This is a genomic window from Collinsella phocaeensis (genome assembly GCF_900119895.1).
Classification (GTDB): domain Bacteria; phylum Actinomycetota; class Coriobacteriia; order Coriobacteriales; family Coriobacteriaceae; genus Collinsella; species Collinsella phocaeensis.
This window is the reverse complement of the sequence record NZ_FQLR01000004.1, coordinates 1,341,100-1,363,195: the sequence shown is the minus strand read 5'-3', so window position 1 is coordinate 1,363,195 and position 22,096 is coordinate 1,341,100. Positions and strand designations below refer to the sequence as shown.

Sequence of the window (22,096 nt, the reverse complement as noted above, 5' to 3'; positions counted from 1 at the left end):
TCGTCGGACGGAATCGATCGGGAAGGAAGCGCCGCGCCCGCCTGGGGCGGTCGCGGCGCGATGGGTCCTTCTATGAAGTGTAGCGTGAACGGTCCCGTTCGGCCCGCTCGCTCCCGCTAACGGTTCGAGGGGCGGCATGCGTGCCCGCGCGGGGAGCGCTATGCGAGGTCGCGATGGGCGGGCAGGCCGCCTGCGCCTTCGGACTCGGTGCACCCTGCGACGATGGCCGCCTCGAGCGCGCGCGTCGCCGCGAGGCCGATCAGGTCGATGGGGAGCGAGGAGGACTCCTCGGCGCCAAGATGCCCGCTCGCGAGCACGTAGATGGTGTCCCCGTCGTTGGAGGTGTGCGTCGGGCGGATGGTGTGCGCGTAGGCGTCGGCCGCCATCTGGGCGACCTTGGTCGCCTGCGCCTTGGTGAGGCATGTGTTGGTGACGATGCACGAAATGGTGGTGTTCGTCCGGTCGAGCGGCATCGTGACCTGCTCGGCGGCGGCGAGCATGGCGTCCTCCATGTCGACGATCGTCGTGCCGTCGGCTGTCGCGCGCATGCCGGCGACTGGCTCCTGCGTCGCGGGGTCGATGACGTTGCCCACGGCGTTGACCGCGGAGATGGCGCCGACCATGAGGGGCCCGAGGCGGAAGGCGCGCGCCCCGAGACCGGATTTCATGCAACAGTCCGGTCCGTTGAGCTTGCCGACCGTCGCGCCCGTCCCTGCTCCGACGTTGCCCTCGTCAAGGGCCGCGCCGGGTTCGCGGGAAAGCGCGTCGCGTACCGCGAGGATGCCTGCGACGCTCGACGGGCGGACGTCGGCACGGCCGAACGCGAGGTCGAACAGGCAGCTCGAGCACACGATGGGGACCCGGGCGACGCCGACGTCCAGGCCGATGCCGTGCTCCTCGAGCTCGCGGGCCGCCCCGCTCGCCGCCTCGAGGCCGAAGGCGGACCCGCCGGAGAGGATGACGGCATGCACCTCATCGACGGTGTTCTCGGGGCGAAGCAGGTCGGTCTCGCGCGAAGCCGGCGCGGCCCCGCGCACGTCGACGCCTCCGACTGCGCCCGTGGGCGCGACGATGGCGGTGCAGCCGGTCCCGCCGTCTTGATCGGTGTAGTGGCCGAATCGGAATCCGGGAATCGAGGTGAGGGGGATGGGGTCGAATGCGGACATGGTTGCTCCTTAGTGCTCGAGTGCGCGGACGAGGCGTGCTATGGGAAGACCCACGACGTTGTAGAAGTCGCCGTCGATGCGCTTCACGAGCATGCGCCCGCGCGATCCCTGGATTCCGTATGCGCCGGCCTTGTCCATGGGCTCCCCGCTTGCGACGTACGCGGCGATCTCCTCGTCAGCGAGCTCGTAGAACGTGACGTCGGTCACCTCGACGAAGGACGAGATGGAGTCGCCGCGCATGATGCAGACGCCCGTGGCCACCTGGTGCGTCCTGCCCGAGAGGGCCCGGAGCATGCGCCGGGCGTCCATCTCGTCGGCGGGTTTGCCCAAGATCGCGTCATCCAACACGACGACGGTGTCGGCAGCGACGACGGTGTCGCCGCCGGCGGCGGCGTGCGCGGCGGCGGCCTTCATCCGCGCAAGGCGCTCGACGAGCGCGAAGGGCGCCTCATCGGGATGCGGCGACTCGTCGATGTCGGCGGGGCGCACGGTGATGTCGTAGCCGGCATCGCGCATGAGCTCGATGCGTCGGGGGGATTGCGAGGCGAGTATCACGGTTCGTTCCTTATGGGTCGGTGGGGCAGGGGGTGATGTCGAGGTGGTCGGGCCGGGGTCGACCATGCGCGAGGGCGCCCGCCGCCCAAAGCCGTGCGGCTCGAGCGACGGGCGCTCTGGGACGGGGCGGGCCCGTGGCGGGGAATGGCCCTAGAGCTGAATTCCCTCGCGGACCTTCGCGACGGCGACCTCGCCCGCGATGTCGTTCAGGATGGCGAGGGCGAACGGCAGCGCCTGGCCCATGGCGGAGGCGGTGATGATGTTGCCGTCCACGACGACGGTCTTCTCCCCGGCGTAAGAGCCCTTGGGGAACGCTTCCTCGAACCCGGGGAAGCAGGTGGCGCGCCGCCCCTCGAGCAAGCCGAGCTCGCCGAGGATGGAGGGCGCGGCGCAGATCGCGGCGACATGGCGCTTCGCGGCGAAGGCGCGGACCACGTCGCAGACGCGCTCGTCGTGGCGCAGGTTGGTGGTGCCGGGGAGCCCGCCGGGGAGCACGACGTATTCGAAATCGTCGAAGTCGATCTCATCGAAGGTGTAGTCGCAGGTGAGCGAGACCTGCTGGGCGCTGACCACGTCGCGCGTAGCCATCACGGAGACGAGCGTGGCGCGTACGCCGCCTCGGCGGAGGATGTCTACGACGGTCAGGCATTCGATGGTCTCGAAGCCGTCGGCTACGAGTACGGCGACACTGGGCATGGCGGTCCCTTTCATATGGTGGTATATGTCGTAGCGCTTATACCCCGCCTCGGTCCGCGGATTCAGGCTATTGTCTACAATGGGCTTTCGAGTACTGAAGCGAGACACCCGGAGGTTCATCGTGGCCGAGAACGCTGCGTCCCCAACCGTGACCGATCAGGAGCTGTGCGATCTGCTCGAGCATGAGCTGATCTGCGCGCTGGGCTGCACCGAGCCCATCGCCGTCGCATACGCCGCCGCGCTCGCGCGGCGCGTGCTCGGGTGCGAGCCCGAGCACATGGAGGTCGGCTGCTCGGGCAACATCATCAAGAACGTCAAGAGCGTGACGGTTCCCAACTCGCAGGGCATGCGCGGCGTCGAGTCCGCGGCGGTGCTCGGAGCGATCGGCGGCGACGCGGCGGGCGCGCTGGAGGTGCTCGAGGGCGTCACCGATGCGGACGTCGCCCGCGCGCGCGAGCTGCTCGCCGTCGACGGATACTGCGCGGTGTCCCTGGTGGAGGCAGTCCCCAACCTTTACATCGAGGTGCGCGCCGAGGCGCTCGGCCATGTCGCGGAGGTGGCGATCTCCGAGCACCACACCAACGTCGTCCGCTGCACGCGCGACGGGGTCGCGGTGGCCAGCATGTGCCCGGCGGCCCGCACCGGATCGGTTCAGGACACCTGCTCGGGCACCTGCGCCCTCGCCCAGGTCCCCCCGACGGAGCCGCAGCAGGCGGCGGGCCGCCCCGGCCTCTCCCTCGAGACGATTCTCGATTTCGTCGAGCATGGGGACATATCGGCCGCAGCCCCGTCGCTCGAGCGGCAGGTCGAGCTCAACCGGGCCATCTCCGACGAGGGGCTCGCCAACCCCTGGGGAGCCGAGGTCGGCCGCACGCTGCTCGCGACCCGCGGCGGCGACATCGCCTGCCGCGCCCGCGCCCGAGCCGCCGCCGGCTCGGATGCCCGCATGAGCGGCTGCGCGCTGCCCGTCGTGATCGTGTGCGGATCGGGCAACCAGGGCATCACGTGCGCGCTGCCGGTCATCACCTACGCCGAGGCGCTCGGGGCCGACCGCGAGCGCCTGCTGCGCGCCGTCGCGCTCGCCGACCTCGTCGCCATCCATACGAAGAGCTACATCGGCGCGCTCTCGGCCTTCTGCGGCGTGGTCTGCGCCGCCTGCGGGGCGGGCGCGGCCATCACCTGGATGAGCGGTGGGTCTCGCGAGCAGATCGGGGCGACTGTCGTCAACACGCTCGGCAACGTGGGCGGCATCGTGTGCGACGGCGCGAAGGCGAGCTGTGCCGCGAAGATCTCCGCCGCCGTGGATGCCGCGATCCTGGGCCACGACATGGCCATGGCCGGGCGCGGGTTCCGCGCCGGCGAGGGCCTGGTGCAGGAGACGGTCGAGGACACCATCGCGAGCATGGGCTATGTCGGCCGCGTCGGCATGAAGGACACGGACGTGGAGATCTTGAACATCATGATCGGCAAGACCGACGTAGAGGCCTGCTAGCCCTTCTTCCGTCCGTGCGGCGCGGAAGAGCCGTTCGGTCCCTTTCGCTTTCGAAGAGGTCAGCCGGCGGGTTGCGCGTCGGCTGACCTTCTGGCCGCTTCGGCCTCCTGCCGGGCGTAGAACAAATCGACGACCTCGTCGAATCCGTCCGCGAGCTCCTGGAGCGTCCCCGACCAGGTGGCGCGGGCGGCCTGGCCTGCGCCCACGTAGGCGGTCTGGATGCCGCAGTCAGGGGAGGGGAAATCGCGCTTCGGGTCGTTGCCCACCATGAGGACCTCCTCCGGCGCGAGCCCGAGCGCCTCGAGGCTCTCGAGGTAGTACCTGGCGTCAGGTTTGCAGCGGGTCGAGTTCTCCATGCTCGTCACGAGCTCGAACGGCATGTCGAGCATATCGCCCCAGCCCATGCGGCACTCGATGCAGGCGCGGCTGAAGCTCGGGTTGGTGAGCAGCGCGGTGCGGAGCCCGTGCGAGACGACCTGCTCGATAATGGCGTGGGAGCCGGTGCGGGGCCGGGCGCGGATGATCGAGTCGTTGCGCGTGGGAAGCACCTCGCGCTCGTAGAACTCGAAGGCCTCGGCGACGACGGGGTCGTCGAGGGGCACGCCGCAGCGGCGCTCGATCTGGTTGCGGAAGAACTGCATGTTGGTGAGGTCGTCGTCGCGCTCGTTCGCATTGAGCTCGAAGAGGGCGCCGCTGAACTGCGCGAACGTCGACAGCATGTTGCGCCGGGCGATCTGCGACAGGATCGTCGCCTCCTCTTTCGCGAAGACCGCGATGAACGCGCTCAGGTTGAGGTGGAGGAGGGTGTCGTCCATGTCGAACACCACGGCTTTGAGCATCGGGTCGCCTTTCTTCTCGGCGCGGTCGCCTAGCGATTGGTGGAGCACATTGTATAGCGTCGGGGCGCGCGTGCGCGCACGGTCTCGCCGGGTTTGTGACGCTTGCCTAAAAAACAATCTTCAACCTTGAAAACGTGCCCGTTTCCACGTAATGTAGACAAACGTGAATGCATCCGCATCACATCCGTATCTGTCGGCTCCCGAGAAGTTCCAAACGTGCGCGCGGTCCGAGTCCGCTCGGTTGCGCAATCTGCAGGTCCTAGCAATCGGGGCCCCGTAGTTCGAAAGGGGTCCACCTTTGAGTGAGATTCAGAACTCGTCCATTTTCTCCCTCGACGATGTCAACGAGGAGGAGATGAACAGCCTCATCGACGGCACTATCACCGATTTCGACGAGGGCGATCTGGTTAACGGCACCGTCGTTAAGATCGAGCATGACGAGGTTCTCGTGGACATCGGATTCAAGTCCGAGGGCGTCATCCCCGTCCGCGAGCTCTCCATCCGCAAGGATGCCAACCCTGCAGACATCGTCGCCCTGGGCGATCCCATCGAGGCTCTCGTGCTCCAGAAGGAGGACAAGGACGGCCGTCTCGTGCTCTCCAAGAAGCGTGCCGAGTACGAGCGCGCCTGGAACCGCATCGAGGAGAAGTTCAACGCCGGCGAGAACGTCGAGGGCGAGGTCATCGAGGTCGTCAAGGGCGGTCTCATCCTCGACATCGGCCTGCGCGGCTTCCTGCCCGCCTCCCTCGTTGACCTTCGCCGCGTGAAGGACCTCACCTCCTACCTGCACACCTCCATCGAGGCTCGCGTCATCGAGATGGACCGCAACCGCAACAACGTCGTGCTGTCCCGCCGCGTCGTGCTCGAGGAGTCCCGCAAGGCCGAGCGCTCCGAGATCCTCTCCAAGCTCAAGAGCGGCATGCGTCTCAAGGGCACCGTTTCCTCCATCGTGGACTTCGGCGCCTTCGTGGATCTGGGCGGCATCGACGGCCTCATCCACATCTCCGAGCTCTCCTGGAACCACGTCAACCACCCCTCCGAGGTCGTCAAGGTCGGCCAGGAGGTCGAGGTCGAGGTTCTCGACGTCGATCTGAACCGCGAGCGCATCTCCCTCGGCCTCAAGCAGACCACCGAGGATCCTTGGCGCGCTCTCGTCAAGAAGTACCCGGTCGGCGCCATCGTTGAGGGCACCGTCACCAAGCTCGTCCCGTTCGGCGCGTTCGTCGACCTCGGCGAGGGCATCGAGGGTCTCGTGCACATCTCCGAGATGGCCAACAAGCACGTCGACCAGCCTTCCCAGGTCACCCGCGTGGGCGAGAAGGTCCAGGTCAAGGTCATGGAGATCGACCTCGACCGTCGTCGCATCTCCCTGTCCATGAAGTCCGCTGCCGAGACTCTCGGCATCGAGATCGAGGTCACCCCGCTTCCTTCTGAGAAGAAGGACGACGACGCCTCTGACGCCGAGTAGCGTCTGAGCTTCATGTTCGACAAGGTCCCTCGGGTTCGCCCGGGGGACCTTTTTTCTTGCGCCTCGAAGGATGCCTCGCTCATGGCGCGGGCGGGCGCGGCGCGTCGCCCGCGTCCGCCGCGGCATCGCGTTCGGGCGCCGCTTTCTGGTATCGTTCGGTGCGTTAGCTGACGCATAGTGTAAGGAGATGGGCCTATGGACGCAGTTCGCGAGCGCGCCCGCGCGCTCGGACTCGAGCGCAAGCCGGTGGTTCTGTTCGATTTCGACGGCACGATCGCCGATACCAGCAAGGCTATCATCCGCATGGCGCGCGAGACGCTCGAAGCGCGCGGCTACGACGTCGACGCCCTCGGCGACCTGCATGCGCTCATCGGTCCGCCCCTGTTCGACGGCTTCGCCGACCTCTGCCATGTTCCGCGCGAGACCGCGATCGAGATCACGCATGAGTACCGTGCGCGGTTCGAGGCGGAGGTGACGGCCGATGACTATCCTGCGATGCCGGGCGTCCGTGAGCTGCTGCGGGCTCTCTCGGACCGCGGAACGCGACTGGGCGTCGCCACCTCGCGCCTCGAGGGCCCAGCTCGCGAGATGATTCGGAGCCTCGACCTGCCACCGTTCGAGGTCATCGTCGGCAGGCTCGAACCGGGCCGCGACACCAAGGCCGACTGTATACGCGATGCGCTCGCTCAGCTCGGCGCCGATCGCGCGGAGGCCGTGATGGTGGGGGATCGCCGGCACGACGTCGAGGGGGCTCACGAGATCGGACTTCCCTGCATCGCCGTGTATACCGGCGCGGCGCCGGCTGGTGAGCACGAGTCCGCCGGTGCGGACATCGTCTGCCGGGATTTCCGTGAGGTCGCTGCCGCACTCGGCGTGGAGCTGCCGCAAAGCCTTCAAGATGCGTAAACGATACGACCTATGGTCCAGTTAGGAGCACTGATATGGATAACAAGCTCGTCCGTGACGTCGAGTCCTACGTCGACGAGGTCTGGGAGGACGTCGTCGCTGATATAGCCCGTCTGGTCGAGGTCCCCTCGATCGCCGACGCCTCCGCTGCCGAGGCGGGCGCCCCGTTCGGCCGTCCGGTGCGCGAGGCGCTCGACCGTGCGCTCGCCGTGGCCAAGCGTCTCGGCTACCGCACGGCGGATGATGACGGCTATGTGGGCATGGCCGATGTCCCGGGCGCACAGGCTGCCCAGGTGGCGACCATCGCGCACGTGGACGTCGTGCCCGCGGGCCCCGGTTGGGCCACCGATCCCTTCCGCATGGAGTGCCGGGAAGGCTGGCTGCTCGGTCGCGGCGTCATTGACGATAAGGGTCCGGCTGTGCTCTCCCTCTATGCCGGCGCCTATCTCATCAAGCGCGGGATCACGCCGCGCTACACCTTCCGTGCGCTTCTGGGCTGCGATGAAGAGGTGGGTATGACCGACGTCCACCACTATCTCGACTCCCATGAGGACCCTGCGTTCCTGTTCACCCCGGATGCGGAGTTTCCCGTCTGCAATGCCGAGAAGGGCTGCTTCGGCGGTACCTTCGCGAGCGCCCCCGTCGCGCACGGGGCGATCCGCAGCTGGAGCGGCGCCGAGGCGACCAACGCCATTCCGAGCGAATCGGTCTGCGTGCTCGATGTGCCCGTCTCCGAGCTGCCCGAGCCGCAGGCCCATGCGGACCGCTTGACCGTCGAGGCGATGGATGAAGGGGCCGTCCGCATCTTCGCGCAAGGTGTCGGCGGGCACGCATCGCTTCCCGAGGGCACGGTCAACGCCATCGCGCTCGTCGTCGATTATCTGCGCGAGGTCATCGCGGCCCTGCCCGAGTCGTTCGACCCGGCCGAGGCCTCCTTCATCGACCTGCTGAGCCGCGTACATGCCGGCTCCGACGGCACGGGCATCGGCATCGCGTGCGCAAGTCCGGCGTTCGGGCCGCTGACCTGCAACGCGGGAACCGTCGAGGTCGCACGCGGCCGGATTCGCCAGACCATCGACGTGCGCTTCCCCGATGCCATCGATGCCGACGCGCTCGAAGCGCGCTGCCGGTCGCTTGCCGACGAGTTCGGATGCGGTTTCGAGTCCACGCGCGCCAAGCCGCCCTTCTCCGTCTCGGCGGACAGCCCTGCCGTCCAGACGCTGCTTTCCGTCTACCGCGAGGTGACGGGAAAGCCCGCCGAGCCGTTTTCCATGGGCGGCGGCACCTATGCGCGCAACTTCAAGAGCGCCGTCTCCTTCGGTCCCGAGGACAACAGCCTGCTGCTGCCCGCGTGGGCGGGCACCATGCATGGCCCCAACGAGGCGGCGAGCGAGGAGCTGCTGCGCGATGCGCTCAAGATGTACATCCTCTCCATCCTGCGCCTGCAGGACGTTGAGCTCTAGGGAGCCGGACGCGACAAGACTTCGAACATCGAGCCATCGGGCGCACGTCTTGAGCACGTGCGCCCGATGGCTGCCGTGTCGTCTTGCGAAGGGGCCTGATTCCGCGATTGAGCCGGGTCAGGCCCCTCACTTCCTTGCGGGCTCCCGATGTTTCGCGGGCACTGTAAACAATCCGTAAGGCTGAAAGCAGCCCACCGTAAGCATGCGTCAGGCATGCGTAATAACACGCGAACGAGCAAAATCGCCCGGTGAGCGCGCGATAGAGTGCATATCGACACGCGGGCAGGACAGAACCGGCCTGCCTAGCATCTCAGGGCGGACATGCGTCCGCGAAAGGAGAATCATGTTCGATAACGCTTGCTCTCGTCGCCAGTTCCTCGGTCTTGCCGGTAGCGTCGCCACGTTCGCGGGCCTCGGTCTCGCCGGCTGTGGCAGCAACGATGCCGCCACCGCTGCGGGCAGCGCCGCTGAGGCCAAGAAGATCACCGGTACGGTCACCTACGACGGCGCCTCTTCCTTCCAGGCCCTCGTCGAGGCTGCCGCCGAGCAGTTCATGGCCGAGAACCCCGACTGCTCCATCTCCGGCTCCGGCAACGGCTCCGGCACCGGCCTCACCGCCGTCGCCTCCGGCACCGTGACCATCGGCAACTCCGACGTCTTCGCGGAGGAGAAGCTCGAGGCCGCCGACGCCGAGAAGCTCGTCGACCATGAGGTCGCCGTCGTGGGCATGGGCCCGGTCGTCTCCAAGAACGTCACCGTCGACGACCTGACCCTCGAGCAGCTCGCCGGCATCTTCTCCGGCGAGATCGCCAACTGGTCCGAGGTCGGCGGCGAGGACGCCAAGATCGTCGTCCTCAACCGCAAGGCCGGCTCCGGCACCCGTGCCACCTTCGAGGCCGCCGTCTTCGGCGCCGATGTCCCCGAGTTCGCCGGCGACGCCGAGCTCGACAAGTCCGGTGACGTCCAGACTCAGCTCGGCGGCACCGACAACGCCATCTCCTACCTCGACTTCTCCCACTTCGACGACGCCAAGTTCACCGCCATCAAGGTCGGCGGCGTGGAGCCGAAGAGCGACAACGTGCTCGACGACTCGTTCCCCATCTGGGCTACCGAGCACATGTACTGCGCCAAGGATGCCGACGAGGCCACCGTCGCGTTCCTCGAGTACATGCTCTCCGAGGACGTCCAGGGCTCCCTCGTCGAGGAGCAGGGCTTCATCCCCGTCTCCGAGATGAAGGTCACCAAGGACGCCGAGGGCAACGTCACCAGCAAGTAACACGGACCTCGCGGGTGTCCGCGAGTCTCAGAAAGGTGCGTCATGGCGAAAATCATGCCGAAGCGCAACCTTGAGAGGGTCGGTCTGGGCGTCACGGGCGCGTGCGTCGCGCTCGTGACGCTCGTCGTGTTGGCGCTCATCTTCATGGTGGCCCAGCGCGGCCTCACGACCTTCATCAAGGACGGAGTGGATGTAGCCGGATTTTTCACCGGCACGAAATGGAACCTCGCGTCGACGGGCCCTGACGGGCTTCCCGCGACGGGAGCCCTCCCCCTCATCGTGACCTCGTTCTCGGTAACGGTGCTTTCGACCGTGCTGGCGCTTCCGGTGGCGCTCGGATCGGCGATCTTCACCGTCGAGATCGCGCCCAAGTTCGGGCGTCGGGTGTTCCAGCCGCTCATCGAGCTGCTGGTCGGCATTCCCTCCGTCGTGTTCGGCCTCATCGGCTTCCACGTCATCGTCGGTGCCGTGCGCGCGATATTTAACGTGGACGTGGGCCTCGGCATCCTTCCTGGATCCATCGTGCTCGCCGTGATGATCCTTCCCACCGTCACGACGCTTTCGATCGATGCCCTGCGCGCCGTGCCGGACAGCTACCGCCAGGGTTCGCTCGCGCTCGGGTACACCCGCTGGCAGACCATCTGGCACGTCGTGCTGCGCAGCGCGACCCCCTCGCTCATGACCGCGGTGATCTTGGGCATGACCCGCGCGTTCGGCGAGACGCTTGCCGTCCGCATGGTCATCGGCGGCATCGAGGCCATGCCGACCTCCCTCATCAGCTCGGCTTCGACCATCACCACGACGCTGACGACGAGCATGGCCGTCTATGCGACGGGTTCCGTCCAAAACGATGCGCTGTGGTCGTTGGGCCTGCTGCTCATGGGCATGTCCCTCGTCTTCATCATGATCATCCATCTCATCGGACATAAGGGGGCGAAGTCCCGTGGCTGACAAAAACGATGGGGCGCAGGCCGCCCGCATCCGCCGCTCGATGCGCGCAGACCGCATCGCGACCGCGGTGCTCGCCGCGATCGTCGGCGTCGTCATGCTGATCGTCGTGTCGATGGTCGCCTACATCCTGTTCCAGGGTGTCGGCCAGCTCGTCAAGCCGGGCTTTCTCACCGAGGCTGCCCGTTCGAATGGTACGGCGGGAGGCGTCGCCTACCAGCTGTTCGATTCTTTCTACCTTCTGGTCATCACGTTGGTGATTTCGGTGCCCATCAGTCTCGGCGGTGCCGTCTACCTGGTCGAGTACGCCCCCGACGGACCGGTGACGCGCATCGCGTCGACCGCTATCGAGACGCTCTCATCGCTTCCCTCCATCGTGGTCGGCATGTTCGGGTTCCTGATGTTCTCTGTGAACTTCGGATGGGGCTACTCGCTCATCTCGGGCGCCATCGCGCTCACGATGTTCAACATCCCCATTCTGGTCCGCGTCATCCAGCAGGCGCTCGAAGACGTCCCCTCTTCGCAGCGCGACGCCTGCCTCGCGATGGGCCTCACCCGGTGGGAGACGACAGTCCACGTGCTCATCCCCGCCGCGATGCCCGCGATCGTCACGGGCGTGGTCCTCTCCGCGGGCCGCGTGTTCGGCGAGGCGGCCGCCCTGCTCTTCACGAGCGGCATGAGCTCGCCGGCGCGCCTGAACTTCCTCTCCTTGAACTTCGCGAGCCCCACGTGCGCCTGGAACATCTTCAGGCCGGGCGAATCGCTCGCCGTCCACATTTACAAGATCTACGGCGAGGGAAGCCCAGAGGCCCAGAGCATCGTGTGGGGAACCGCTGCGCTGCTCATGATCTGCGTGCTTCTGTTCAACGTGCTCTCCCGCGTCGCGGGCAAGGCGATCGCCAAAAGGATGACTGCCGAATGATGAACGAGAACAATACCACCACGGTCGGCTCGGATTCCCAGGCGTTTTCCGAAGCCGTGTGCGAGGCGCGTCCCGCACACATCAGCGGCGTCGCCATTTCCGACGAGGTCGTGCTCGAGACGCGTGACGTCAACGTGTACTACGGCGACCACCATGCGCTGCACGACACGAGCCTCGCGTTCCACAAGGGCGAGATCACGGCGCTCATCGGGCCGTCCGGATGCGGCAAATCCACCTTCCTGCGCAGCCTCAACCTCATGAACCGCGAGATTCGCGGCTGCCGGGTCGAAGGGCAGATCGTCTACCGCGACCACGACATCAACACGCGCCGCGAGAACCTCTACGAGCTGCGCAAGTCGATCGGTATGGTCTTTCAGCAGCCCAACCCGTTCCGCAAGTCGATTCGGGAGAACATCACGTTCGCGCCGAAGCGGCACGGGCTCACCGACCGCGCCGCGCTCGACCGCCTCGTCGAGGAGTCCCTCCGCGGAGCGGCCCTGTGGGACGAGGTGAAGGACAAGCTGGACGAGAGCGCCTACGCGCTCTCGGGCGGCCAGCAGCAGCGCCTGTGCATCGCCCGCACGCTGGCGCTGAATCCCGACGTCATCTTGTTCGACGAGCCCTGCTCGGCGCTCGATCCCATCTCCACGCTCGCGATCGAGGACCTCATGAACCAGATCGCGCAGGAGCGGGCCATCGTGATCGTCACGCACAACATGGAGCAGGCGGCCCGCGTCTCCAACCGCACCGCGTTCTTCTACATGGGCGACATGGTCGAGTACGGGGAGACGGACCAGATCTTCCAGCGCCCGAACGATGCGCGCCTGAACGATTACCTCACGGGGATGTTCTCCTAGTCGCAACGTCCCTGCAAGCCCGCTGCGTAGCCTCGATGCGGCTTCTCGGTGCGGCCTATACGAAGCGAGCGGCGACCCGAGATTGGCGGGTCGCCGCTCGCTTCACGTCAATATGGGGCCGCTGCCCGGGCGGCGAAGGCGCGGGCCGGCGATTCGTGCCTCGGCGGCGGGTCGGCGCGGCTTCGATGCAGCGGCCGCGCCGCCCTTGGCTTCGGCGGGCTTCCGCGACGCGTCTCCGCGCGCGGTGGCTAGGCCTCGTCGCCGTACATGTAGACGATGAAGCCGTCGCCGGTGTCCTGGCTGTGGTCCTCGGCGATGCGGACCATGCCGAGATGATCGTAGAACGCATAGTCGCTCTGGTTGTCGGTCATGAGGAAGAACTTCGTGCACCCCTGTGCGCGCAGCTCCGCCCGCGCCCGCTCGATGAGCGTGCGGCCGAGGCCCCGGCCCTGCCAATCGGGCCGGATGATGATGAGGTTGATCTGGCCCTGGGCGTACTCGTTGCCCGACGCGGCGAACTGGTCGGCGGTCACCTTCTCGCGGCTGTCCCCGAACAGCGAGCCCTCGAGCTTGGCGTCACCTTGCTCAGCGCGCACGGTCGCCCGCCCCAGCAGGTCTCGGTAGGTCGGCTCCCATGCGTCGTTCTGACGAGGGCTCCCCGAATCGAAGATGCCGACGCAGCAGGCGGCGACGATGCCCGCCCCGGATTCGGCCACGAGGGCGATGGGGGAGCGCTCGAGCTGCATGGCGATGTTGAAACGGGAGGCGAGCTTCGCGTCTTCGAGGTCGCCGCGGTTGCGAAGCGTGTTGCACCACAGGGTGCTGTAGATCTCTGCGATGGCGTCGAGGTCGTCCAGCTCGACCGCGCGGATCGAGATGCCGTCGGGTGTCATGGTCCTGCTCCTTGTCATTGCGTGCTTGCATCGGGTCCCCGATGCCGGTTCGTCCCTATGTGTACCATGCGCCCCTGCGCTCCGACAGGGGTCGTCCGCCGGCCGCATGTCCGCGGTGCGCGGGCGGCTGCCGATCCGATCCTGTCCACAGGATTTTCAAGGCACGGCCTCTTGTTCGCGTCGCCGTGCCCGGCCCTCAATTCGGTGCCTGTCCCCAAATTGAGATCCGAGCAGCAGGAAGGGGCGGGTTCTCGATCGGCCTCGACGCCCTCGAGGAACGGCGCGTGCTAGGATGGAGGGCTGATGCAACCTGATCGGATGAGGAGCACGGTATATGGCGATCCTTCTGGGATGCGATTCGGTGGGGCTCGAGTTTCCCACCAAGCATATCTTCGATTCCGTCACCCTCGGCGTGAACGAGGGGGACCGGATCGGCATCGTCGGCAGGAACGGCGACGGCAAATCGACGCTGCTCTCGGTGCTCGCCGGCGCCATAGAGCCCGACGGCGGACGCGTCACCCGCAGACGGGACGTCACGGTCGGCCTGCTCGGGCAGAAAGATGCGCTCGATGACGCCTCGACCGTCCACCGCGCCGTCGTCGGCGACATGCCCGAGTACGAATGGGCCTCGCAGCCTCGCGTCCGACAGATCCTCGACGGCCTCATCGCCGACGTGCCCTGGGAGGGGGCGGTGGGGGAGCTTTCGGGCGGGCAGCGCCGGCGCGTCGACCTGGCGAGGCTGCTCATCGGCTCCTATGACGTCCTCATGCTCGATGAGCCCACCAACCATCTCGACATGCGCACGATCAATTGGCTCGCGGCGCATCTCAAGGAGCGCTGGGGTTCCGGGTCCGGCGCGCTGCTCGTCGTGACACACGACCGCTGGTTCCTCGATGAGGTGTGCACCTCGATGTGGGAGGTCCACGACGGCCGCGTCGACCCCTTCGAGGGCGGCTACTCCGCCTACATCTTGCAGCGCGTCGAGCGCGACCGCATGGCTGCGGCCTCCGAGGAGCGCCGCCGCAACATGGCCCGCAAGGAGCTCGCCTGGCTCTCCCGCGGTGCTCAGGCGCGCAGCACCAAGCCCAAGTTCCGCGTCGAGGCGGCGCGCGAGCTCATCGCCGACGTCCCGCCCGTGCGCAACGAGCTCGAGCTGAAGCGCCTGGCTGTGAGCCGCCTGGGCAAGCAGGTGATCGACGTGGTCGACGTCGATGCCGGCTACGAGGGGGCTGCCGCGCCCGTGCTGTCCGATGTGACATGGCTCATCGGCGCGGGCGACCGCTACGGCCTGCTCGGAGAGAACGGTGCGGGAAAGTCCACGCTCCTGCAGGTGATCCAAGGCAAGCTCGCACCCACGCGCGGCCGCGTGAAGATCGGCGCCACGGTTCGGTTCGGCGTGCTGTCCCAGCAGCTCGACGAGCTCGCCCCGCACATGGACGAGACGATCCGCGAAGTGCTCGCGCGCTACAAGCGCGTCTACGTCGTGGACGGCAAGGAGACGAGCCCCGAGAAGCTCTGCGAGCGCCTGGGCTTCACCACCCAGCAGCTCTGGAGCCGAATCGGCGACCTGTCCGGCGGGCAGCGCCGCCGCCTGTCGCTGTTGCTCACGATCCTCGACGAGCCGAACGTGCTGATCCTCGACGAGCCCGGCAACGACCTCGATACGGACATGCTCGCCATCGTCGAGGACCTGCTCGACGGCTGGCCGGGAACGCTCATCCTCGTCACCCACGATCGCTACCTCATGGAGCGCGTCACCGACCAGCAGTGGGCGGTGCTGGGCGGGCGTCTGCGCCATGTTCCCGGAGGGGTTGATGAGTACCTGCGCCTGACCGCATCGTCCTCGGGGGCCGTGTCGCGCTCCCAGGCCCCGGCAGCCGCGCCCGCCCCGGCGCAGACCGAGGCCGCGCGGGGCCTCTCCAATGCCGAGCGCCAGCGTCTGAAAAAGGAGATCGCGTCGCTCGAGCGCAAGATGGATGCGCGACGCGAGCGCGTCGAGGAGCTGGAGCGGGGGATGTTCGACATCGACCCCACGGACTTCGCCGCGCTGTCGTCTCTTCAGGACGAGATTTCCGCCGCCCGCTCGGAACTCGAGGAGCTCGAGCTCGCGTGGCTTGAGGCGAGCGAGCGGCTCGAGGGCTAGGGTCCGCACGCCTCCCGAGCTGAGCGCTTCGCTCTCGTTTTCCGCGCCGTTTCGCTGGCACCGGACCGTCTGACGCCGAATCCCGGCGATGCGCCCCCGTTTCTCACCCTAAAGGGCTAGAATGAACCTACTTGGACGGGGCGCTGTGCACGGATGCGCGCCCCGGTGAACGAGGAGGTTTCATATGTCCGCTGTTCCCGCACCGATCGATGCCGTCGCGACTCCCGCCTGGGCCGCCCTGCAGAAGCATTATGACGAGCTCAACGCCGCCGGCATCGATCTCAAGTCCTGGTTCGCGTCCGATCCCGAGCGCGTCGCCAAGATGAGCTTCGATATGGGCGAGTTCCACATCGACCTGTCCAAGAACCTCGTCACCGATGAGACCCTGAAGCTTCTCGTCGATCTCGCGCGCTCCGTCGACCTCGAGGCTCGCCGCGACGCGATGTACTCCGGCGTGCACGTCAACACCACCGAGGACCGCGCCGTGCTGCACACGGCCCTGCGCCGCCCTGCGAGCGACGCCGGCAAGTTCATCGTGGACGGCCAGGACACCGTCGCCGACGTCCGCGAGACCCTCGACCGCATGTACGCGTTTGCCGAGCGCGTCCGCTCCGGTGCCTGGACCGGCGTCACCGGCAAGAAGATCGAGCACGTCGTGAGCATCGGCATCGGCGGCTCCGACCTCGGCCCGGTCATGGTCTACGAGGCGCTCAAGCCCTACGCCGACGCCGGCATCGACTGCCGCTACATCTCCAACATCGACCCCAACGACATGGCCGAGAAGGTTCGCGGCCTCGATCCCGAGACCACGCTCGTCATCGTCGTCTCCAAGACTTTCACCACGCTCGAGACCCTCACCAACGGCCGCGAGGTCAAGGCATGGATGCTCGACGCCCTGCAGGCCGCGGGTGCCATCGACGGCTCCGAGGAGTCGTGCGCCGAGGCCATCAAGAAGCACTTCGTCGCCGTTTCCACCGCACTCGACCTCGTCGCCGAGTTCGGCATCGACCCCGAGAACGCCTTCGGCTTCTGGAACTGGGTCGGCGGTCGCTACTCCGTAGACTCCGCCGTGGGCCTCTCGCTCATCATCGCGCTCGGCCCCGACCGCTTCGAGGACTTCCTCGCGGGATTCCACGACGTTGACGCCTATTTCCAGGACACGCCGCTCGAGGAGAACGTCGTCGCGCTGATGGGTCTCATCAACGTGTGGTACGTCAACTTCTTCGGCGCCGAGAGCCATGCCGTGCTTCCCTACAACCAGTACATGCACCGCTTCCCCGCCTATCTCCAGCAGCTCACCATGGAGTCCAACGGCAAGGGCGTCCGCTGGGATGGCTCCCCGCTGACCTGCGCCACGGGCGAGATCTTCTGGGGCGAGCCGGGCACCAACGGCCAGCATGCGTTCTATCAGCTCATCCATCAGGGAACCCGTCTCATCCCCGCCGACCTCATCGCGTTCGTGAACACCGCGAACCCGAACCGCGACGGGGACCAGGACGTCCACGAGCTGTTCTTGGGCAACTTCCTCGCCCAGACCAAGGCCCTTGCGTTCGGCAAGACGGCCGATGAGGTGCGCGCCGAGGGCACCCCTGAGGAGATCGTCCCCGCCCGCGTGTTTACCGGCAACCGCCCGTCGACCTCCATCTTCGGTATCGACCTCACGCCCCATGCGCTCGGTGCGCTCATCGCGCTCTACGAGCACATCACCTTCGTCGAGGGCACCGTGTGGGGCATCGACTCGTTCGATCAGTGGGGCGTCGAGCTCGGCAAGCAGCTCGCCCGCCAGATCACGCCCGCGTTCCACGATGACGAGGCGCTCGCCGACCAGGATGCCAGCACCAAGGCGCTCATCGAGTTCTATCGGGCGAACCGCCGCTAGGCGACACGCAGACCGCAGGCGGCCGCGCGCCGGCGCGAGCGCGGGGGACGGTGCATCCGTCCCCCGCGCTCTTCTCGCGACGCGGAGGCCATCCCGACACGTAGGAGACCGTCCATGAGCAACCGATTCCCGTTCGACGCCGTCATCTTCGATATGGACGGCGTCATCGTCGACACCGAGGCCTTCTATCAGGACCAGGAGCGCCAGTTCGCCGACGAGCTCGGCCTGCCCGTGGGCGACGATGAGATCCTGGCTCTGGTCGGCCAGTCCCATCAGGTGTTTCTGGCTACCCTCGTCGACTGGTTCTCGCGCGCGGGCCGCGAGCTCTCCGGCGAGGAGGCCGAGCGCGAGTTCCGCGCCTGGTCGGCGCTCCACCCGTGCGACTACCCGTCCATCCTCAACCCCGGCGTCGCGGAGACCATCGACGAGCTGCATGCGCGCGGCGTCCGCGTCGCGCTTGCGTCGTCCTCGCCTCTCGAGAGCATTCGCGCCGTGCTCGCCGCATGCGGCCTGGAGGGGCGGTTCGAGGTCGTCGTCAGCGGGGCGGACTTCGTCGAGAGCAAGCCGAATCCCGCTATCTACCGGCATACGGTTGAGTGCCTGGGTCTGCCTGTCTCAGCATGCTGCTGCATCGAGGACTCGGTCCCCGGCATCACGGCGGGAAAGCGCGCGGGGCTTACCGTCTTCGCCAAGCGCGAGGACCGCTTCGGGTTCTCCCAAGATGCCGCCGATGCCGTCATCGACGAGATTCCCGATGTGCTGACCGCCGCTTGCGCGTTCGCTGGATAGACGTCCTGCCGCGTGCCGTCGTCAGGCCCTTCGGCCTTCTTCGAGCCGCATGAGCGCGCGGCTGGTGGCGGCGATGCGTTCGGCAAGCTCGGCGCGGGACTCGCGGCGGATCTCGGCGAGTCCGTCGAGCACGGCCTCGAGGGCGCATGCGTAATCTGACGCAGCGACCGGCGCCTCAAGCGGGGCGGGCAGGTCGGTTTCCAGTAAAAGGCGGTCGAGGGGCGCCTGACGGGCGAACTCGCGGCCCCGCCTGGTCTCGAGCATGCGTGGGTTGACGGAAAAGAAGCACCCTGCATCGCGCGCCCGAGCGAACTCATCGCCGGTGCCGGAAAACCAATGGAACACGCAGGCTGCGCGCGCTGTCATGCCGTAGGTCTGCAGGATGTCGAGCACCGTGCCCGACGAGCGCACCGCATGCAGGCTGAGCACGCGGTGCGGGATGTCCGTCTGGGAGCAGGCTTCGACGATGTCCGCGAACGCGGCGATTTGCGCCGGCCTGGTTCGGCATCGGGCGGGGGAGAAGTCGAGGCCCACCTCGCCTACGAGCCGAGCGCCGCCGCAGAGCTCGGCGGCGCGTCTCGCGGCGCGGCGGCCGTCTTCGTCCGCCTCGACCCACCAGGGATGGAGGCCGCAGGCCCGAGCGACGTTGCGCGGCCCGGTCGTGCGGCTGGCCCCCTCGTCTGCGTCGGGGGTGACGCCCATGTCGAGAAATGCTATCCCGAGCCGATCCGCCTCGTTCGCGATGGCTGTGCAGGACGTGGCGGCGGACAGGTGGCAATGCATGTCGTACAGGCGGTGCATCGCGTGTCCCTTCGCGCTAGCGGCTGGTTTTGCGGGCACGGATGATCGCGCCATCCGCGCGCATCGCCTCGCAGCCCACGCCGGAGATCTGCCGGATGACCTCGCCGGCTATCATCTGCCCCATGATGGGCGGCATGAACGAAGCGGTGCCCAGGTCGCTTCGCTCGCTGCGCGCCGCCCCCTCGCGCGCCTTGATGTGCAGCGGCTCCTCGCAGGAATAGAGCACCTGAAGCTTGCGGATGCCGCGGCGACGGCACTCTTTCCGCATGATGCGCGACAGCGAGCAGTTGACCGTCTGGTGGATGTCGGCGATGCGGAGGCATTCGGGGTGGAGCTTGTTCGCTCCGCCCATAGAGCTGATGAGACGGAAGCCTGCGGTCTCGGAGAGCTGGGCGATGGCGAGCTTGGTCGAGACGGTGTCGATGGCATCGACGACGTAGTCGAACGGTCCCCCGGCCAGCCTGACGAGCTGCGCGTAGAGCTCCGCCACGTTTTCGGCGAGGACGAACGCGTGCTCGGCTATGACGCGGCAGCCCGGATTGATGTCGGCGATCATCGCCTCGGTCACATCGACCTTCCGCTTGCCGACGGTGCTGTGGTAGGCGATGGCCTGCCGGTTGATGTTGCTCGGCGCGACGATATCGCGGTCGACGACGGCGATCGTGCCGACGCCCCCGCGGGCGAGGGCCTCGATGCAGTTCGAGCCCACGCCGCCGCAGCCGAAGACCAGCACGCGCGCGCGGTCGAGCCGCTCGACGCCCTCGACGCCCAAGATGACCTCGAGTTTCGATTTCGGGCTCTCCTGGGGAGCCGGGGACGGCGGCGTCTCGGGCGCGGCCTCGAGTGCCGGCTCGTGTCCGGCGGCGGTCTGGTCGATCATGATGGTCCTCCTCGATGGTGCGGACCCATTATACGTTCAGGCATTCGGCGCCCGCCAGGGGAGGCGAGCGTATCGTGCCATGAGGGTACGTCCTTTTTTGGCACGGCGCCGCTGGATTCGCGCCGGGCGGCGGCGAGATCGATCTTCTGCACATGCGTATGGAGTGACCATGAAAGCTGGTGCGCACGATGGACAGGCTGGTAGAATTGCGGCATCCGCGTCGTGCGCCCGGGATGGGCGTAACGGCGGAAACCCGTACGAGCGCATGCGCCCCGGCGCGCGCACCGTGAGGAGATGTACATATGGCGCACCCTAAACGCACCCGCACCGCCATTCCCGTTTTCGGCCTGAGCGTCGTGCTCATGGCAGGCCTTTGCCCCACCCCCGCGCTGGCGGTCTCTTCCAGCGAGATCCAGCAGCAGCTCGATAGCGCCCAGGACAAGCTGTACAGCCTGTACGCTGCTGCCGAGCAGGCCGGCAACGATTACGCGACGGTCTCCAACGACCTCAACGCCACGCTCGAGCAGATCGACCAGACCTCTGCCGAGATCGAACAGGAGGAGCAGCAGCTCGCCGCGTTCCAGGAGGAGCTCTCCGGACTCGTGACGAGCCAGTACAAGTCCGGTGGCAGCGCGAACATCGTGTCCGCCTTGCTGAGTTCCGGTAGCTTCACGAGCCTCATCTCCAACCTCCACTATGCCGACAAGGCGGCTGAGCACAAGCAGGACGTCATCACCGGCGCTCGCGAGCTCATGGCGTCGCTTGAGCAGAAGCGCTCCGACCTCGAGGAGCAGAAGGAGAGGCAGGAGAAGCTCGTCAGCGAGCAGGAGTCCAAGATGAACGCCGCGCAGGCCGCGGCCGATGATGCGCAGACGTACTACGACCAGCTCTCCGACGACCTCAAGCAGGCCATCGCCGCCGAGGAGGAGGCTGCGCGCAAGGCCGCCGAGGAGGAGGCCGCGCGCCAGCAGGCCCAGCAGCAGTCGGGCGGCGGCAACAGCGGAAGCACCGGCAACAGCGGCAACACGGGAAACAGCGGTAACAGCGGCAGCACGGGAAACAGCGGCAACACCGGTAACACGGGAAACAGCAATTCCGGCAACAGCGGCAGCACCGGCGGCGGCAGCACCGGAGGCAACGTAAGCAATACCCCGACGAGCAGCGCGAACGCTATGGTCGCCCGCGCCCAGAGCGTCATCGGTTCCGGCTACAGCTACACCGGGTACAAGTGGACCGGATCTACGTCCACGTCGTACTTCACGTGCTCCGGCCTGGTTGACTACGCGCTTGGCTACGGTCCTTGGTCCAACAGCCCGGAGTCCTACCTGGCGTCTGTCAAGGCGCGCGGGACCTTTACCACGAGCGTGAGCCAGCTCAAATACGGCGACCTCGTCTTCTTCTCTTCCGGCGGTCGGTATTGCGGTCACGTGGGCATCTACATCGGCGGCGGATCGATGATCGACTCGATTCCCGGCGCCGGCGTGGGCTATCGCACGCTCAGCTACATCGGCGGCTTCCTCGGCGGCGGATCCATCATCTAGGCGAGCCGCTTAACCCACAGGATCGAGTCGGCCCCAGGACGCTAGCGTTCTGGGGCCTTCGTCTGTAACAGGGAGGATTCGGCCCATGGCCAAGAAGGACAAGACCCCAAAGACCAACGTGATGCGCGAGCTCGATCGCGCCCGCATCCCCTACGAGGTCAGGACCTACGAGGTGGACGAGAACGACCTTTCCGGCATCCATGTGTCCCAACAGCTCGGGGAAGATCCGGGCCAGGGCTTCAAGACGCTCGTCACCGTGGCGCCTGGCGGGGAGCATGTCGTTTGCTGTATCCCCGTGGCCGAGGAGCTCGACCTCAAGGTCGCGGCGCGCGTGGCGGGGTTAAAGTCGCTTTCGATGCTGCACGTGCGCGATCTTCTGGAAACAACCGGTTATATTCGCGGCGGCTGCTCGCCCGTGGGCATGAAGAAGCGCTTCCCGACGCTCATCGATGAAAGTTGCCTAAGCTACGACATCATCTTTATCTCCGGGGGCAAACGCGGCATACAATTGAGGATCGCGCCCCGCGACCTTATCGCTCACACCGGCGCGACCGCCGCTTCGATCTGCAGGAAGGGATAGCT

General features: G+C 67.0%; 20 protein-coding genes. 13 read left to right on the top strand and 7 right to left on the bottom strand.

Features of this window, described 5'->3' with window-relative positions; translation table 11 throughout:
- Positions 1–158: 158 nt before the first annotated feature.
- The 3 genes from BQ7355_RS07915 to BQ7355_RS07905 form a co-directional block, all read right to left on the bottom strand.
- Complete coding sequence (locus BQ7355_RS07915) at positions 159–1,166, bottom strand: P1 family peptidase (protein ID WP_072415694.1); 1,008 nt, start codon at positions 1,164–1,166, stop codon at positions 159–161.
- A gap of 9 nt (positions 1,167–1,175) precedes the next feature.
- Complete coding sequence (locus tag BQ7355_RS07910) at positions 1,176–1,721, bottom strand: Maf family protein (protein WP_072415693.1); 546 nt, start codon at positions 1,719–1,721, stop codon at positions 1,176–1,178.
- Positions 1,722–1,871: 150 nt separating this feature from the next.
- Complete coding sequence (locus BQ7355_RS07905) at positions 1,872–2,417, bottom strand: DJ-1 family glyoxalase III (RefSeq protein ID WP_072415692.1); 546 nt, start codon at positions 2,415–2,417, stop codon at positions 1,872–1,874.
- A gap of 121 nt (positions 2,418–2,538) precedes the next feature.
- Here BQ7355_RS07905 and BQ7355_RS07900 point away from each other — a divergent pair, with 121 nt between their 5' ends.
- Positions 2,539–3,909 carry an L-cysteine desulfidase family protein gene (locus BQ7355_RS07900; RefSeq protein WP_072415691.1) on the top strand — a complete coding sequence of 457 codons (1,371 nt, stop codon included), beginning with the start codon at positions 2,539–2,541 and terminating at the stop codon, positions 3,907–3,909.
- Between the two features lie 59 nt (positions 3,910–3,968).
- Here BQ7355_RS07900 and BQ7355_RS07895 read toward each other — a convergent pair whose 3' ends face one another.
- Positions 3,969–4,748, bottom strand: coding sequence for an HAD family hydrolase (locus BQ7355_RS07895; RefSeq protein WP_072415690.1), 780 nt, complete (start codon positions 4,746–4,748; stop codon positions 3,969–3,971).
- Between the two features lie 298 nt (positions 4,749–5,046).
- Here BQ7355_RS07895 and rpsA point away from each other — a divergent pair, with 298 nt between their 5' ends.
- From rpsA to pstB, 7 genes are all read left to right on the top strand, one after another.
- Positions 5,047–6,216 carry a 30S ribosomal protein S1 gene (rpsA, locus tag BQ7355_RS07890; RefSeq protein WP_072415689.1) on the top strand — a complete coding sequence of 390 codons (1,170 nt, stop codon included), beginning with the start codon at positions 5,047–5,049 and terminating at the stop codon, positions 6,214–6,216.
- Between the two features lie 195 nt (positions 6,217–6,411).
- Positions 6,412–7,122, top strand: a complete 711-nt coding sequence (locus tag BQ7355_RS07885) for an HAD family hydrolase (RefSeq protein ID WP_072415688.1) — start codon at positions 6,412–6,414, stop codon at positions 7,120–7,122.
- A 35-nt stretch (positions 7,123–7,157) separates the two neighbouring features.
- Positions 7,158–8,585, top strand: a complete 1,428-nt coding sequence (locus tag BQ7355_RS07880; protein ID WP_072415687.1) for a Sapep family Mn(2+)-dependent dipeptidase — start codon at positions 7,158–7,160, stop codon at positions 8,583–8,585.
- A gap of 343 nt (positions 8,586–8,928) precedes the next feature.
- Entirely contained in the window at positions 8,929–9,861 is a 933-nt protein-coding gene (locus BQ7355_RS07875) for a phosphate ABC transporter substrate-binding protein (RefSeq protein ID WP_072415686.1), read from the top strand.
- A 42-nt stretch (positions 9,862–9,903) separates the two neighbouring features.
- Positions 9,904–10,812, top strand: a complete 909-nt coding sequence (pstC, locus tag BQ7355_RS07870; protein ID WP_072415685.1) for a phosphate ABC transporter permease subunit PstC — start codon at positions 9,904–9,906, stop codon at positions 10,810–10,812.
- Positions 10,805–11,731 (top strand): phosphate ABC transporter permease PstA, encoded by a 927-nt coding sequence (gene pstA, locus BQ7355_RS07865; RefSeq protein WP_240307352.1) that lies wholly within the window; start codon positions 10,805–10,807, stop codon positions 11,729–11,731. The genes pstC and pstA overlap by 8 nt, the downstream gene beginning before the upstream one ends.
- The gene (pstB, locus tag BQ7355_RS07860; RefSeq protein ID WP_083581709.1) at positions 11,731–12,588 is read left to right on the top strand and encodes a phosphate ABC transporter ATP-binding protein PstB; all 858 of its coding nucleotides are present in this window, start codon (positions 11,731–11,733) and stop codon (positions 12,586–12,588) included. The genes pstA and pstB overlap by 1 nt, the downstream gene beginning before the upstream one ends.
- A gap of 248 nt (positions 12,589–12,836) precedes the next feature.
- On the opposite strand, the gene BQ7355_RS07855 is transcribed toward pstB, so the two are convergent.
- The gene (locus BQ7355_RS07855) at positions 12,837–13,481 is read right to left on the bottom strand and encodes a GNAT family N-acetyltransferase (RefSeq protein WP_072415684.1); all 645 of its coding nucleotides are present in this window, start codon (positions 13,479–13,481) and stop codon (positions 12,837–12,839) included.
- A gap of 334 nt (positions 13,482–13,815) precedes the next feature.
- On the opposite strand from BQ7355_RS07855, the gene BQ7355_RS07850 reads away from it, so the two are divergent.
- From BQ7355_RS07850 to BQ7355_RS07840, 3 genes are all read left to right on the top strand, one after another.
- Entirely contained in the window at positions 13,816–15,624 is a 1,809-nt protein-coding gene (locus tag BQ7355_RS07850) for an ABC-F family ATP-binding cassette domain-containing protein (RefSeq protein ID WP_072415683.1), read from the top strand.
- A 184-nt stretch (positions 15,625–15,808) separates the two neighbouring features.
- Positions 15,809–17,503 carry a glucose-6-phosphate isomerase gene (gene pgi / locus BQ7355_RS07845; protein WP_072415682.1) on the top strand — a complete coding sequence of 565 codons (1,695 nt, stop codon included), beginning with the start codon at positions 15,809–15,811 and terminating at the stop codon, positions 17,501–17,503.
- A gap of 114 nt (positions 17,504–17,617) precedes the next feature.
- Positions 17,618–18,292, top strand: a complete 675-nt coding sequence (locus BQ7355_RS07840; protein WP_072415681.1) for an HAD family hydrolase — start codon at positions 17,618–17,620, stop codon at positions 18,290–18,292.
- A 21-nt stretch (positions 18,293–18,313) separates the two neighbouring features.
- On the opposite strand, the gene BQ7355_RS07835 is transcribed toward BQ7355_RS07840, so the two are convergent.
- Positions 18,314–19,093, bottom strand: coding sequence for a TatD family hydrolase (locus BQ7355_RS07835; protein WP_072415680.1), 780 nt, complete (start codon positions 19,091–19,093; stop codon positions 18,314–18,316).
- A gap of 16 nt (positions 19,094–19,109) precedes the next feature.
- The gene (locus BQ7355_RS07830; RefSeq protein WP_083581657.1) at positions 19,110–19,973 is read right to left on the bottom strand and encodes a tRNA threonylcarbamoyladenosine dehydratase; all 864 of its coding nucleotides are present in this window, start codon (positions 19,971–19,973) and stop codon (positions 19,110–19,112) included.
- 302 nt (positions 19,974–20,275) lie between these two features.
- Here BQ7355_RS07830 and BQ7355_RS07825 point away from each other — a divergent pair, with 302 nt between their 5' ends.
- Entirely contained in the window at positions 20,276–21,514 is a 1,239-nt protein-coding gene (locus BQ7355_RS07825) for a coiled-coil domain-containing protein (protein ID WP_072415679.1), read from the top strand.
- Between the two features lie 85 nt (positions 21,515–21,599).
- Positions 21,600–22,094 carry a Cys-tRNA(Pro) deacylase gene (gene ybaK, locus BQ7355_RS07820; protein WP_072415678.1) on the top strand — a complete coding sequence of 165 codons (495 nt, stop codon included), beginning with the start codon at positions 21,600–21,602 and terminating at the stop codon, positions 22,092–22,094.
- Positions 22,095–22,096 lie beyond the last annotated feature (2 nt).

What these genes read in the sequence shown, in the direction of transcription:
- pgi (WP_072415682.1), top strand. Translation starts at nt 15,809, where the DNA reads ATGTCCGCTGTTCCCGCACCGATCGATGCCGTCGCGACTCCCGCCTGG.
- BQ7355_RS07880 (WP_072415687.1), top strand. Translation starts at nt 7,158, where the DNA reads ATGGATAACAAGCTCGTCCGTGACGTCGAGTCCTACGTCGACGAGGTC.
- BQ7355_RS07835 (WP_072415680.1), bottom strand. Translation starts at nt 19,093, where the DNA reads ATGCACCGCCTGTACGACATGCATTGCCACCTGTCCGCCGCCACGTCC.
- ybaK (WP_072415678.1), top strand. Translation starts at nt 21,600, where the DNA reads ATGGCCAAGAAGGACAAGACCCCAAAGACCAACGTGATGCGCGAGCTC.
- BQ7355_RS07830 (WP_083581657.1), bottom strand. Translation starts at nt 19,973, where the DNA reads ATGATCGACCAGACCGCCGCCGGACACGAGCCGGCACTCGAGGCCGCG.
- BQ7355_RS07915 (WP_072415694.1), bottom strand. Translation starts at nt 1,166, where the DNA reads ATGTCCGCATTCGACCCCATCCCCCTCACCTCGATTCCCGGATTCCGA.
- BQ7355_RS07905 (WP_072415692.1), bottom strand. Translation starts at nt 2,417, where the DNA reads ATGCCCAGTGTCGCCGTACTCGTAGCCGACGGCTTCGAGACCATCGAA.
- pstC (WP_072415685.1), top strand. Translation starts at nt 9,904, where the DNA reads ATGGCGAAAATCATGCCGAAGCGCAACCTTGAGAGGGTCGGTCTGGGC.
- pstB (WP_083581709.1), top strand. Translation starts at nt 11,731, where the DNA reads ATGAACGAGAACAATACCACCACGGTCGGCTCGGATTCCCAGGCGTTT.
- BQ7355_RS07840 (WP_072415681.1), top strand. Translation starts at nt 17,618, where the DNA reads ATGAGCAACCGATTCCCGTTCGACGCCGTCATCTTCGATATGGACGGC.
- BQ7355_RS07885 (WP_072415688.1), top strand. Translation starts at nt 6,412, where the DNA reads ATGGACGCAGTTCGCGAGCGCGCCCGCGCGCTCGGACTCGAGCGCAAG.
- BQ7355_RS07875 (WP_072415686.1), top strand. Translation starts at nt 8,929, where the DNA reads ATGTTCGATAACGCTTGCTCTCGTCGCCAGTTCCTCGGTCTTGCCGGT.
- BQ7355_RS07895 (WP_072415690.1), bottom strand. Translation starts at nt 4,748, where the DNA reads ATGCTCAAAGCCGTGGTGTTCGACATGGACGACACCCTCCTCCACCTC.
- BQ7355_RS07850 (WP_072415683.1), top strand. Translation starts at nt 13,816, where the DNA reads ATGGCGATCCTTCTGGGATGCGATTCGGTGGGGCTCGAGTTTCCCACC.
- BQ7355_RS07825 (WP_072415679.1), top strand. Translation starts at nt 20,276, where the DNA reads ATGGCGCACCCTAAACGCACCCGCACCGCCATTCCCGTTTTCGGCCTG.
- BQ7355_RS07855 (WP_072415684.1), bottom strand. Translation starts at nt 13,481, where the DNA reads ATGACACCCGACGGCATCTCGATCCGCGCGGTCGAGCTGGACGACCTC.